Raw genomic sequence first — 13334 nt, 5'->3', positions numbered from 1 at the left:
TACCAGGGCGCATAGAGTCCGCGGGCGATGCTCGACTGGGACCTGGCCACCGTGCGGTTGCTCGACGAGGACGTCACGGTGCGGCGCGAGGCGGCGGGCACCGTCGACGGCTCGCGGCTCGACGGGCGCTACGCGCTGAGGCAGGCGCTGCTCACGGACGAGGACGCGCAGGTGCGCGCCATCGCCGCGCGGCGACTGGGGGACGCGCGGGACGGACGCTTCGCGCCCGCGCTCGTGGAGTCACTCGGAGACGCCATGCCGATGGTGCGGGACAGGGCGTGGCGCGCGCTCGCGCGACTGGGGGCGAAGGAGCTGCTCGCGCCCGCGACACGGGCCGTGCGGCAGGAGCCCGTGTGGTGGGTGCGGCGGGCCGCGGTGCGCGCCTCTGCCTCCGTCGCTGGGGCGGACGCCGTGGAGGTGTTGCTGTCGGCGCTGGAGGACCCGTTCTGGCGCGTGCGCCACGCGTCGGTGCAGGCCCTGGCGTGGCTGGGCGCGGAGGACGAAGCCCTGCGGCAAGAGGTCCGACAGGCCGCGACGAGACACACCCAAGGCCCCGTGCGCGCGGCGGTGGCGTGGCTGGAGTCCGAGTGGAACACCGGTGCTCGGGACGACGTCCCGCTCCCCGCGCCGCTCGCGGCTCTCGCGGTGGTGCCCGGAGCCGAGCCTCTCTCCAGCGAGGACCCGGCGGTGACCACCGCGCGGCTGGAGGCACGCTCCGCCGAGTCCGTCTCCGCGCGTGAGCTGGTGGAGTGGCTGGGAGATCCACACGAGCCGCTGCGTGCGCTCGCGCGTCGGCGACTGCGGGAGCGCAAGGACGTCGAGGCCATCCGTCTCGCGATGCGCTGGCTGGACGAGCCGCGTGTCCCGCATGCGCGCGATGAGGCGCAGGCGCTGCTCGACCGGCCACCCGTGGATGAGGTCGCGCTCGCGAAGCGGGTCCTCGAGTCCCTTCCGAAGCCCAGGCCCGGCGCGTTGGCGTGGGCCGGGCGCATCGCGGTGAAGCACGGTCTCCAGGACTCCGTGTCCCAGCTCCGTGCCTGGATGGCGCATCCGGACGCCGCGTACCGCCGCGCGGCGCTCGGTGCGCTCGTGCATGCTCCGACGCATCGTCGCGACGTGTTGAATGCACTCGGCGACGGGGACGAGACGGTGCGCGAGGAGGTCATCGCGGCGTGGGAGCAACGGCCCAAGGCCCGCGCCGCGTTCGACGACTTCGTCGAGGCGCTGATGGCCTTCGCGCCCAAGGCACGGACGGCGAGAGAGCGCAGGGCTGTCACCTCCGCCGCGGCACATCAGCAGGACCTCGACGTGCTCCGACAGTTCGCATGGGACGAGGACTCCGCGACGAGCGCGACGGCCCTGGCCGCATTGTCCGCGCTGGGTGGACTCAGCGACGCGGAGCGACAGCAAGCCCGTGCCCACGAAGACCCGTGGCTGCGAGCCGCCGTGCTGGACGTGGACGACGCCGCACACGTCTGCCTGCACGACGCGGACGCCACCGTGCGACGCCAGGCGCTGGAGTGGATGCTCACACACGCACGTGAGCTCGCTGACGAAGGCCCCGCAACCGAGATTCTCTCACGCGGCGACTCACCCGGCGCTGGGATGCGCACCCGAGCCACGTGCCATCCCTCGTCCGAGGACAACGACGCCCCAGCGCCCCAGTCCACCGAAGAGTTCGCACGCAACGGTTCGCGTGCGCCAAGGAAGAGAGCCCACTCCAGGGAGCCGCTCTCCACCGAGAGCGATGAGGCCCTTGCGCCAGAGGCGCTCACACGCAGCGGTCCGCCTGCTCCAGCGATGCGGACTCACCCCGCTGCGAGAAATGAGACTTCAGCGCCCGAGGCGCTCACACGCAATGGCCCGCCTGCTCCAGCGATGCGGACTCACCCCGCTGAGAGCGATGAGACCTCAGCGCCCGAGGCGCTCACACGCAGTGGCCCGCCTGGCGCGTGGATGCAATCCCGCCACGCCGAGCGGCTCTCGCCTGAGAGCGCTGAAGCCCCCGCTCTCGATACCGTCGTGGCCCTCGCCTGCTGCGGCTCACCGGACCCGTGGATACGTGCCCGCGCCGCGGAGCACCTCTCGCCCGAGGGCGGAGACACGGAGCTGCGCGCGCTCCTGCGCCTGTCACGCGACACCGAGCTCATGGTCCGCACGGCGGCGGCCTCGCCCCTGGAGTCCTGTGAGACGCTCGATGCCCGCCTCGACGCGCTCCTCCGCCAGCCCGCCACCGACGACACCGTGGACCTGCGCATCGCCGCATGGACGTGGCGTCTGCGCCGCGCGGATGACGACGCCTTCGCCCGACTCCGTGAATCCCTCGGCGGCACCACCGAGTCCCCTCGCGTCGCCCCCCACCTGCGAGCCCTCGCGCTCACCTTCCCCGAGCCTCTCTTCGCCGACGAACCCGAGCTGGCGCGTCAGCGTCCCACCACCTCCTCGCGACCCCGGGAGCGCCCCGCGCCCCGCCCTTTCATCCCACGCGCCAGCGCACGTCCTCTCGGCCGCACGGGCCTGACGGTCTCTCCCCTCGTCCTCTCCGGCGCGCACCTCACCACGCGCGAGCCCTTCTTCGAGGCCCGCGACGCCGGCATCGACACGTTCTTCTGGGAGCCCCGCTACGCCGCGCTGACGCAGTTCCTCCGCGGAGGCCGGAACACGCGCGAGCAGTCCGTCATCATCGCGGGCACCTACCACTCGGGCGCCGCCGCCATCCGTCGTGACGTGGAGTCCGCGCTGCGCCGTCTGCGCACCACCTGGCTCGATGTCTTCCTGCTCTTCTGGGTCCGCGCACCCGAGCGCCTCTCCGACGAGAACCACGCCGTGCTGGAGCAGCTCCGCGCTGAGGGCAAGCTGCGCGCCTTCGGCTTCTCCACGCACCTGAGAGACCTCGCGCGAGACGCCCTCGACCGACGCGACTGGCCCGTGGTGATGACCCGCCACAGCGCCGCGCACCCGGGCGCAGAGGCCGCCTTCCTCCCCGAGGCCCGACGTCGTGGCACCGGTGTCCTCACCTTCACCACCACCTGCTACGGCCGGCTGCTCAAGCCCGTCCCCGGCGGGCCCCAGGACACGCCCCTCCCGACCGCGGTGGACTGCTACCGCTACTCCCTCTCCCAGCCGGGCGTCAGCGCGAGCCTCACCGCGCCGCGCAACCGACGCGAGCTGCTCCACAACCTCGACGTGCTGTCCCGCCCGGCCATGGAACCCGACGCGCTGGGGGCCATGCGCGCCCACGGTGAGCGCGTGCGCGCCCAGGGACGACTCCTCGATTCCCTGGTGCGCCGGGCTCCCGGAGGCCCTCGCGAAGCGCTGCTCGCCCTGATGGACGAAGAAGGCCCGGCCGAGCTGGACGACCTTCCTTCATCGTGAAGGATGTGGTCAGCTTCGCTCCGCTCCTGGGGTCGCGTGCAGCCAGCCTTCCGTCCGCGATGTCACGTCGCGGCTGCCCATGACACCCATTGAAGGACGACGCGGTACGAGGTCCGCCTGGCGGGCTTCCCCGACCTCGTCCGCCTCTGCCGTGCAGGTGGCGGCGTCCCCAGGAGCGCGCAGTCTCATCGGTGGTCCCGGAGCACGTGAATGGACCTGGTCTCACTCCTCCTCGAGCTCAAGCCGCTGATGGAGGACCCCGAGGGGAACTTCAGCCGCATCACCGGCCTGCTCGAGCGCCACCAGGGTCTCGCCGAGTACGAGGTCGCCCGCTTCTACGTCAGCCGCCACTGGAGCCAGGCCGTCTCCCGTCGCCTCAACAGCCAGGACCCGCGCGAGCGCCTGGAGGCCGTGCGCCTCATCCCCCTGCTCTTCCCGCGCCTCATCGCCGCCGGGCACCTGCGTCGCCGCGTGAAGGACGCAGACACCCGCGTGGCCACCGCCGCGCGCGCCGCCGTGCGCAAGCTGGGCCTCGCGGACGTGTCCCTGCCCGACACGCGCATCGCGCCGCCGCGACGTCCCCGTCCCATGGCCCTGGGCGGCTGGAATCCCACCGGCTGGTTCTACGGCCTGTATCCCCACTCGCGCGGCAAGGTGAAGCAGAAGCCCGACCTCCCCACCCTGCCGAAGCTCGAGAGCCGACAGGACGTGGCGCGCCTCGTGGGCGTGGAGGAGTCGGAGCTGGAGGCGCTGATGCGCCCCGGCTCCGGCCCTGGCTCCGGCTACGTGGAGTTCGAGGCCCCCAAGCGCTCCGGTGGCGTGCGCCGCATCTGCGCGCCCCGCGAGAAGCTCAAGTCCGCGCAGCGTGCCCTGCTCGAGGGGCTGCTCGCGCACCTGCCCACGCATGACGCCGTGCACGGCTTCGTGCCGGGCCGCTCCACGGTGACGAATGCGAACGCCCACGTGGGCGCGAACGTGGTGGTGCGCGTGGACCTGGAGGACTTCTTCCCCACCGTGCACTACCGGCGCGTGAAGGGCCTCTTCGAGGCGTACGGTTACAACGACGAGGTGGCCTCCACGCTCGCGGGGCTCACCACCTGGCGCCCCCGGCTGCCGGACGGCACCGTGGTGTGGCCGGGCGTGCTGCCGCAGGGCGCGCCGACCTCGCCCGCCATCGCCAACCTCGTCTGTCGCCGCATGGACGCGCGCCTGCAAGCGCTGGCGACGAAGGCCGGCGCCGCGTACACGCGCTACGCGGACGACCTGTCCTTCTCCTTCGCGAAGCCGCCGGAGAAGCTGGGCCGCTTCTTCTGGTGGGTGAACGCCATCCTCCAGCAGGAGGGCTTCACGGAGAACGCCCCCAAGCGCCGTGTCATGCGACAAGCGGGGCGCCAGCGGGTGACGGGGCTCACCGTCAACCAACGCGTGGCCATTCCGCGCGAGGAGCGCCGCCGCTTCAAGGCCATCCTCGCCAACTGCCGCAAGCACGGCGTGGACTCGCAGGCGCGCGGCCGTCCGGACTTCCCGGCGTATCTGGAGGGCTATGCCGCCTACGTGCGCATGGTGCACCCGGAGCTGGGCGCACGCTGGCAGGCCGAGGTGAAGGAGCTGCTGGGGCGATGAGCGACTTCGACACGCTGCTCTCGAAGGTGGTGCGGGCGCCCGACGACGACGCGGCGAGGCTCGCCTGCGCGGACGCGCTTCAAGCGCTGGACCCCGCGCGCGCCGAGTTCATCCGCGTGCAGCTCGCGCTGCCCGGACGCATGGACCCGGCCCGACGCAGGTCGCTCCAGCTGCGTCAGCGCGCGCTGCTCGACGAGCATGGCGCGGCCTGGCTCAAGCCCCTGCGCGACGCGCGCGTGCACGAGCCCACCTACCACCGGGGATTCATCGAGGAGCTGGACCTCGCCGAGGACAAGCTGGCCCTGCACGGGCACGAGCTGTTCGCGCGGGAGCCGGTGTCGCGACTGTGCGTGGCGGTCCGGGACGGTGTGGGTCTGGGGCTCTCTGCCGAGCAGCCCTGGTTCTCCCAGGTGCGCTGGCTGCGGCTGAAGGGCTCGGGGGTCGACGCCGCGGTCCGGGCCCTGGTGTCCGCGCCTCGCACGGAGCGACTGTCGGGACTGGTGCTCGCGGGCGCCACGGACGCGTCCCTGCGCGCGCTCACGGAGCAGCCGGTGCTGCCAACGCTGCGCTCGGTGAGCTTCTCCAGCAGCGCGCTGTCAGACGAGGGCGCCGCGGTGCTCGCGAAGGCGACCGTCCCCTGGGAGCGGCTGTACCTGTCCGGGAGCGGCCTGTCCGACGACGGCGTGGCGACGCTCGCCCGCGCCAAGGGCCTGGACACGCTCCAGTGGCTGGCGCTCAACCGCAATGACTTGAGCGATGAAGCGGCGGTGGCGCTCTCGAAGAGCAAGGGACTGCCCCGCCTGGAGCGACTGGAGCTGTCGCGCAACGAGGTCACCGAGGAGGGCGCGCTGGCGTTCCGCTCGCCCAAGTCCCTGCCGTCGCTGCGTCGCCTGGAGCTGCTCGACATCGGCCTGGACCCGGACGAACTGGCTCCGCTCATCAAGCGGCTGGGCCCCGGGCTGCGGTTCTGAGCTTCGGGCACGGCGCCCGGAGCGGTGGGTCCACACCCGCTCCGGACGACGAGGGCTCGACTCAGGGCAGGGACACGACGCCCGGCACGGCCCGCTGACCAGGGAGCCCCACGCCCAGCGTGCCGTGGAAGTTCGTGCCCCAGCTGCGCGCCTGTCCCTCCATGTCGAGGGCCACGGAGAACTCGCCGCCGCCCGACACCATCCTCGCGCCGGCGAGCCCCTTCACCGGCGTCGCCTCCAGCCGGTTGTCGCAGTCGTCCGTGCCCAGCTGCCCGTGCGAGTTGCGTCCCCACGTCCACACCTCGTCGCCCACGGCGAAGGAGTGGTAGGCGCCCGCGCCCAGGCGCTTCACCGCCGAGAGGCCCGGGACGGGCTCCGGGTAGATGCGCGTCGACAGGCTCCCATCGCCCAGCTGACCGTGGCTGTTGTCGCCCCAGGACCACACCGTCCCGTCGGAGCGCAGCGCCAGCGAGTGGTAGCCCCCCGCCTGCACGGCGCTCACGCCCTCCAGGTCCATCACCTTCATGGGGGTCATCCGGTTGGTGGACGTCCCCTCGCCGAGCTGCCCGTAGGCATTGTGGCCGCAGGCCCAGAGCGTCCCGTCGCCGCGCAGCACCAGCGAGTGATGGTCTCCGCCCGACACGGCCACCGCGCCGTCGATGTCCACCATGCGCGTGGGCAACGCGCGCGCCTCGGCCGTGCCGTCGCCGAGCTGTCCGAAGACGTTGTAGCCCCAGCTCCACACGGCGCCGTCCGCGTCCACCGCGAGCGAGTGGTAGCTGCCCGCGGCGATGGCCACGACATTCAGGAGGCCGAGCACCTGCACCGGCCGCGTGCGGTTCGTCGTGGTCCCATCACCGAGCTGTCCGAAGACGTTGTTGCCCCACGCCCACACCGTGCCGTCCTCGGCCAGCGCCAGCGTGTGCCACGCGCCCGGAGCGACGTCGCGCATCTTCGTCAGGCCCTCCACCGTCGTGGGCATGGACCGGCTCTCCGTGGTGCCATCCCCGAGCTGCCCGTGGGAGTTGATGCCCCACGTCTGCACGGAGCCGTCGGCCAGCACCGCCGCGGCATGCTGATGCCAGGCGCGCACGGCGACCACGGGCGCGAAGTCCTTCGACGTCGGCAGCTTCACATCCACGGGCATCGTCCGCGGGCCGGACTCCACGTCACCCAGCTGGCCATACTCGTGGCTGCCCCAGGAGCGCACGCTCTCGTCGCCCAGCAGCGCCAGCGTGTGCTGCTCACCGGCGACGACCTCCGCCACGTTGGACAGCTCCACCACCGGCACCGGCTTGAAGCGCAGGAAGTGCGTGCCGTCCCCCAACTGCCCGTAGCCGTTGTCGCCCCACCCCCACACCGAGCCGTCCTGGCTCAGCGCCATCACGTGATGCGCGCCCGCGGCCACCGCCTTGATGCCCGCGAGCAGCGGTACGGGCTTCGGTGTGCCGCGCGACTCGTTGGTGCCGTCGCCGAGCTGACCGCTGGTGTTCGCGCCCCACGCCCACACCGTGCCGTCACTCAGCACCGCCAGCGAGTAGGACAGCCCCGCGCTCACACCCGTCGCCGCCTCCAGGCCCTTCACCCGCATCGGCGTGGCGCTGGACACCGTGCTCCCATCGCCGAGCTGCCCGCTGTCATTCGTCCCCCACGCCCACACCGCGCCGTCCGTGCCCACCGCGAGCGCATGCCCGACGCCCATCACCATCGAGGCGATGTTCGACGGACTCTTCAACGGCGCGGGTGTGGTGCGGTCCAGATGGGTGCCATCGCCCAGCTGTCCGCGCTCGTTGGCTCCCCACGTCCACAGCGAGCCATCCGCGCGCAACGCCATCGACGCGTCACCGCCCGCGGCCACGGCCACCACACCCTGCAGGCCACTGACGGGGACCGGCGTGACACGCGGCTCGAGAGAGCCCTCACCGAGCTGTCCACGCGCGTTCGCGCCCCACGCCCACACGGAGCCATCACACGCGAGCGCCAGCGAGTGCCGCGCCCCTGTCGCCACCGAGCGCGTGCACGGCAAGCCCTGCACGGCGATGGGCGCCGCGCGGTGCGTGGTGGTGCCATCACCCAGCTGTCCGGACGTGTTCTGTCCCCACGCCAGCACCCCACCATCGGAGCGCACCAGCATCGAGTGCGAGCTGCCCGCCGACAGCCGCCGTCCCTGTCCCAGCCCCAGCACCAGGACGGGCTGCGCGCTCCACCCCACCGCGCCGAGGCCGAGCTGGCCGAAGCGGTTGTAGCCCCACGCCAGGAGCCGCCCGTCGCGGCGCACCGCGAGCACGTGCATGTAGTTGGCGCCGAGCACCTTCACCTGCGACATACCGGGCACTCCACCGGGCACCACGCGCGACGCGATGCTTCCATCGCCGAGCTGGCCGTACGTGTTCGCGCCCCAGGAGCGAAGCGTCCCATCCTTCATCACCGCCATCGAGTGATACTGGCCGCCGGACACCGACTCGACGCCCGTGAGCCCCGCCGTCTGCACCGGGCGGAAGCGGTCCGTCCACGAGCCGTCACCGAGCTGTCCGTCCGCGTTGTCGCCCCAGGCCCACACGGTGCCGTCGTCGCGGACCGCCAGCCCATGCGCCCCACCCGCCGCGAGCTTCACCACGCGCGTCAGCCCCACCACCTGCACCGGCGCGACGCGCTGGGCTCCGGTCCCATCCCCCAGCTGCCCCTCGAAGCCGTCGCCCCACGCCCACACGGTGCCGTCCGAGCGCAGCGCCAGCGAGAAGTACGTGCCCGCGGCCACGGCCACCATGCCGGACAGGCCGGGCACCTGTATCGGAGTGAGGCGGTCCTTCGTCGTGCCGTCGCCGAGTTGCCCCACGCCGTTGTAGCCCCACGCCCAGACGGTGCCGTCCGCGCGCAGCGCCAGCACATGCCCGCCCCCCGCGGCCAGCGACGTCACCCCCTGGAGCCCCGCCACGGGCGCGGGGATGGCGCGGTCCCTCGTGGAGCCGTCGCCGAGCTGCCCGTTGGCGTTGCGCCCCCAGCTCCACACCGTGCCGTCCGAGCGCAGCGCGAGCGAGTGATGCCCGGACGCGGCGACGGAGATCATGGCGGTGAGGTTCGTCACCCGGACCGGCGCGATGCGCTCGGTGGTGGTGCCGTCGCCGAGCTGCCCGTTGGCGTTGCGGCCCCAGCTCCACACCGAGCCATCCGACAGCGTGGCCAGGGAGTGGAAGCTGCCGGACGCGGCGGCGGTGACACCGGACAGGCGCGTGACGACCTCGGGTGACAGCAGGCGCTCCGCGCCACCATGGCCGAGCTGACCGGAGGCGCCGCCGCCCCACGTCCACAGCGTGCCGTCGGCGCGCAGCACCAGCGCGTGCTGGGTTCCCGCGGACAGCTCCGTCACCGAGCCCAGCCCCTTCGTCTTCACCGGGAAGTTGCTGTCGTTCGTGGTGCCGTCGCCGAGCTGCCCCTGCGTGTTGCGGCCCCACGCGGCCACGGTGCCGTCCTGGAGCAGCACCAGCGAGCCGGCCTCCTGCGCGCTCACGGACCGGACGTGCTTCACGTCGAGCACCTGCATCGGCGTGGAGCGGTCCGCCCACGACCCGTCGCCGAGCTGCCCGGAGCCATTGCTGCCCCAGCTCCACACCGTGCCGTCCTTGCGCAGCGCGAGCGCGTGATAGAGGCCCGCGGCCACGGAGGTGACGCCGTCGAGCGAGAGCACCTGCTTGGGCAACAGGCGCTGGGTGGTGGTGCCATCGCCGAGCTGACCGGAGGCGTTCGCGCCCCACGCCCACACGGTGCCGTCCGAGCGCACGGCCAGGGAGAAGTCGAAGCCCGCCGCGAGCGCCACCACGTCCGTCAGGCCCACCACCTGCGCGGGCGAGGGGCCCTGCTGCGTGTGGCCCCGGCCGAGCTGTCCGTAGAAGTTGCTGCCCCACGCCCACACGGTGCCGTCCGAGCGCAGCGCGAGCGAGTGGAACTCGCCGGTGGCCACCGACACCACCTCGGAGAGGCCGGGCACCGGACGGGGCGTGGCGCGGTCGACGAGGGTGCCATCGCCGAGCTGCCCGGAGGTATTGCCGCCCCAGGACCACACGGTGCGGTCCGAGCGCAGCGCGAGCGAGTGGAGGTTGCCGGCCGAGACGGCGAGGACGTCCTTCAGTCCCGGCACCTGTCGGGCGAGGACGCGCTGGAAGGACATGCTGCCGGAGCCGAGCTGTCCGGACGCGTTGCCACCCCAGGCCCACACGGTGCCGAGCGGGGTGACGTAGAGCGAGTGCTGGCCACCAGCGGCGACCCGGGACGACGCGGCCTCCAGGGCCTGGGAGCGGGAGGTCCGCGCTTCGGGGAGGGCCTCGGGAGAGGGTGTACCGTCACATCCCGTTGCGAGCAGCAGGCCCAGCACCAGGAACAGTGGGAGACCCGCGCCCACCCTCAGGTTGTCCATCCGCATCACTCAGCCTCCAGCGAGAAGCGGCCGTCCATACATCGTGTCCTTGGGGAATGAGAAGCACGGAGCGTGAGCTTGCTCGCCCGGGCGTGCACGTGACGTCGCGTCATCGGCCCGCGTCAGGAGGGACCCTGGTGCCTCCCGGGCGGGCAGGCGGGCCATGGGCGCACACGCGGGGTGATTCACGTTTCTTCACGGAGGAGCGCCTTGCGGCGCGTGGGGCTCGGGGGAGTATTGGGGGACATGGATTCACCGGCGCGCTTCATCGTCTTCGCGGTGCTCACGGGGCTCATCACCGTGGCCGTCCACATCTACCTGTATCGGCGCCTGTTCGCGGACACGCTGGAGGACGCGCGATGGCGGCGGGTGGGGATGGGGGTGCTGACGGCGCTGGGCACGTTGTTGGTGTTGTCCTGGTCCGTGACGCGCTTGCTGCCGATGGACGCGTTGTTCGCGGTGGCCACGGGCGTGTGGATGTGGATGGGCGCGGCGCTGTACCTGCTGCTCGCGCTGTGGGGCATCGGCGGTGCACGGGCGCTGGGTCGACGGCTGACGCGTGCGCGCGTGCCGAAGGCGGACACGGGGAGCGTGGTGGCGGGCGGGTTGATGGCCGTGGTGGAGGGCGCGGGGAGCGGGCTGGAGGTGGAGGTGGCGCCCGCCGAGGTGAACGTGGAGCGGCGGCGGTTCCTGGCGCGGGCCACGGCGGGCGGGGCGTTGCTCGCGTCGGGAGGGCTGACGGGCTACGGGGCGTGGCGGGCGTTCCATCCGCCGGTGGTGAACGAGGTGGCGGTGAAGCTGCCGGGGCTGCCGAAGGCGTTGGATGGGTTCACCATCGTCCACCTGAGTGACATCCACGTGGGTCCGGTCATCCAGCGGCGGTTCATGGATGAGCTGGTGGCCCGGTGCAATGACTTGCGTCCGGACCTGGTGGCCATCACCGGAGATCTGGTGGACGGGAAGGTGGCATCACTGGGGCCCGCGGTGGCGGCGCTGCGGGAGCTCCGGGCGGGGCACGGGACGTACTTCGTGACGGGGAACCACGAGTACTACTGGGACCAGGACGCGTGGGCGCAGGCGCTGGAGGGAATGGACATCCAGGTGCTGCGCAATCGGCATGTGAGGATTGGCGATGCGGGGGCGTCGTTCGACCTGGTGGGCGTGGATGACTGGTCCGGCGGGCATACGGGCGTGCGAGGGTATGACTTGGAGGCGGCGGTGAAGGGGCGCGAGCCGGAGCGGGCGGCGGTGTTGCTGGCGCATCAGCCCTCGAACTGGCGGGTGGCGGCGCAGGCGGGGATGGGATTGCAGTTGTCGGGGCACACGCATGGAGGACAGTTCTTCCCCTTCACGCTCGCGGTGTCGGCCATCTGGGAGCACGACGCGGGACACTTCCAGGAGGACGGCAAGCACCTGTATGTCAGCCGTGGAACGGGCTTCTGGGGGCCACCGCTGCGCGTCGGCGCGCCGCCCGAAATCGTGAAGGTGACGCTGCTGGCCTGACAAGTCATGACAGACCTGGATGCTAGGTCTGTCTGACCATGCGAACCCGACCCGCCGTCTGCCTTTCGCTGTTCGCCGTCTCCTGGCTGGGCTGCGCCAGCGTCGCGCCCTCCGTGGCACAGCAGGCCTGGGAGGAGGCGGAGACCGAGTGCGACGCCTCGAGCGAGGACCAGTGCGTCACCCTGCTGTGTCTGGGAGACACCTGTGGGTTCTATCCCTGCGAGAGCACGCCCGGCGCCATCGAGCTGACGCGGTTTCCTCCCTCGCGGCCACCTGCCGCCGCCGCGGCTCCGGGCAGTGGACCGAGGAGGAACTGGGGAGGCGCGCAGCAACTTCCCAAGGGTTGGGTGATGACGTTCCCCAACTGGAACGGCGCGCCCTCCCAGGTCATCCCGCCCTCACATCAGCTCCCGAAGGGACGTTGGGAGAAGCACCACATCTTTCCCCAGTCATCGGACCTCGCCAGGTGGTTCGACCGACAGGGGGTGAAGATCCACGACTACACCATGCCCATTCCACTCCATGTCCATCGACGCATCCATGATGGAGGCGCACGAGGAGGGGCGTGGAATGATGCCTGGCGCGAATTCATGGCAAACAACCCAGGCGCTCCTCCAACGGAGATCTTCCGGTTCGCGGGTGAGTTGATCCACCGCTTCGAACTGGTGGGCGGGCCCATTCGACCCTACTACCAGCGTCCCGGGACATGAGAGCCTCTCACTCATGATCCGGTACTTTCGGCTGCGCGAGAACAAGGCAACCGTCACGGCGAGCTTCGACGCGAGTCACAAGTGGGGCCTTCCTGGCGTCCATTGCCCCGCTTGCAAAACCACCTGGGCTACTTCTGGGCTCCTGTACCCGGCCGTAGACCTGTCCCAACTGCCGGAGCGCCGCGAGTTCGAGCGAGCCCGCCCCGAACCCTTCGCCGAATTCGCACGGCTCCGAGAGCTGGTGCGACCTCTCGCGCCACCCAACGCCCTGCTCCTTCCCGGCACACTCTTCGGCCCCCTCGTGGGCACCGCGTCCGGAGATTTCGGCGCGTTCACGTCCCTGGGCCATCTGCCTTGGGTGGTTCGCAAGGATGCCTTCGAGCGCCTCCAGGCCGAAGGAATCCGCGGCCTCCTCGGCGGCCCCACCGAGCTGCGCTTCCGCAAGAAGAACCCACCGGAGCTGCTGGAGCTCCAGCTCGAGCCTCATGGCCAGTTGCACCCGGACTGCATCCCTCCGGATGTGCCCCCTCCGTGCGAACTGTGTGGCCACCGGTACTTCCGCCTCCCGGATGAGCCCATCCTGGACGCAGCCTCACTGCCTCCGGACCTGGACCTGTTCCGCGTGGGCAACTTCGCGACCGTGAGCGTCGTCACCGAGCGCTTCATGCACGCCGTGCAGCGCCTGGAGCTGTCCGGCCTCACCTTCCACGAGCTGCCCACCCGTTAGCGTTCCGCCCGAAA

General features: G+C 71.7%; 7 protein-coding genes. 6 read left to right on the top strand and 1 reads right to left on the bottom strand.

Going from position 1 to position 13334, the window contains the following annotated elements; all coding sequences use genetic code 11:
- The first annotated feature begins 27 nt into the window (after positions 1-27).
- The 3 genes from AC6JA9_RS05010 (at position 28) to AC6JA9_RS05000 (ending at position 5969) form a co-directional block, all read left to right on the top strand.
- Positions 28-3375 carry a HEAT repeat domain-containing protein gene (locus AC6JA9_RS05010; protein WP_497959184.1) on the top strand — a complete coding sequence of 1116 codons (3348 nt, stop codon included), beginning with the start codon at positions 28-30 and terminating at the stop codon, positions 3373-3375.
- Positions 3376-3585: 210 nt separating this feature from the next.
- Positions 3586-4998: a reverse transcriptase family protein gene (locus AC6JA9_RS05005; RefSeq protein WP_497959183.1), complete on the top strand. Its 1413-nt coding sequence runs from the start codon at positions 3586-3588 to the stop codon at positions 4996-4998.
- Positions 4995-5969, top strand: a complete 975-nt coding sequence (locus AC6JA9_RS05000; RefSeq protein WP_497959182.1) for a TIGR02996 domain-containing protein — start codon at positions 4995-4997, stop codon at positions 5967-5969. The genes AC6JA9_RS05005 and AC6JA9_RS05000 overlap by 4 nt, the downstream gene beginning before the upstream one ends.
- Positions 5970-6030: 61 nt before the next feature.
- On the opposite strand, the gene AC6JA9_RS04995 is transcribed toward AC6JA9_RS05000, so the two are convergent.
- Positions 6031-10386, bottom strand: coding sequence for an RCC1 domain-containing protein (locus tag AC6JA9_RS04995; protein ID WP_497959181.1), 4356 nt, complete (start codon positions 10384-10386; stop codon positions 6031-6033).
- Positions 10387-10626: 240 nt separating this feature from the next.
- Between AC6JA9_RS04995 and AC6JA9_RS04990 the strand changes: the two genes are divergently transcribed.
- Genes AC6JA9_RS04990 through sitI6 form a run of 3 tightly spaced genes read left to right on the top strand, consistent with a single transcriptional unit; the run spans position 10627 to position 13320 of the window.
- Positions 10627-11883 (top strand): metallophosphoesterase, encoded by a 1257-nt coding sequence (locus AC6JA9_RS04990; RefSeq protein ID WP_497959180.1) that lies wholly within the window; start codon positions 10627-10629, stop codon positions 11881-11883.
- Positions 11884-11921: 38 nt separating this feature from the next.
- A complete protein-coding gene (gene sitA6, locus AC6JA9_RS04985) occupies positions 11922-12593 on the top strand; it encodes a SitA6 family polymorphic toxin lipoprotein (RefSeq protein WP_223783591.1) in 672 nt (223 codons plus the stop codon).
- 13 nt (positions 12594-12606) lie between these two features.
- Entirely contained in the window at positions 12607-13320 is a 714-nt protein-coding gene (sitI6, locus tag AC6JA9_RS04980) for a SitI6 family double-CXXCG motif immunity protein (RefSeq protein WP_223783592.1), read from the top strand.
- The last annotated feature ends 14 nt before the right edge of the window (positions 13321-13334 follow it).

The organism is Myxococcus sp. MH1 (assembly GCF_059738865.1).
Note: the sequence above shows the minus strand (reverse complement) of the source record. Positions and strands in the feature narration are given on the sequence as shown.

Excerpts from the sequence above, each read along its gene's own strand:
- sitI6 (WP_223783592.1), top strand. The coding sequence starts at position 12,607 with ATGATCCGGTACTTTCGGCTGCGCGAGAACAAGGCAACCGTCACGGCG.
- AC6JA9_RS05005 (WP_497959183.1), top strand. The coding sequence starts at position 3,586 with ATGGACCTGGTCTCACTCCTCCTCGAGCTCAAGCCGCTGATGGAGGAC.
- AC6JA9_RS04995 (WP_497959181.1), bottom strand. The coding sequence starts at position 10,386 with ATGCGGATGGACAACCTGAGGGTGGGCGCGGGTCTCCCACTGTTCCTG.
- sitA6 (WP_223783591.1), top strand. The coding sequence starts at position 11,922 with ATGCGAACCCGACCCGCCGTCTGCCTTTCGCTGTTCGCCGTCTCCTGG.
- AC6JA9_RS05010 (WP_497959184.1), top strand. The coding sequence starts at position 28 with ATGCTCGACTGGGACCTGGCCACCGTGCGGTTGCTCGACGAGGACGTC.
- AC6JA9_RS04990 (WP_497959180.1), top strand. The coding sequence starts at position 10,627 with ATGGATTCACCGGCGCGCTTCATCGTCTTCGCGGTGCTCACGGGGCTC.
- AC6JA9_RS05000 (WP_497959182.1), top strand. The coding sequence starts at position 4,995 with ATGAGCGACTTCGACACGCTGCTCTCGAAGGTGGTGCGGGCGCCCGAC.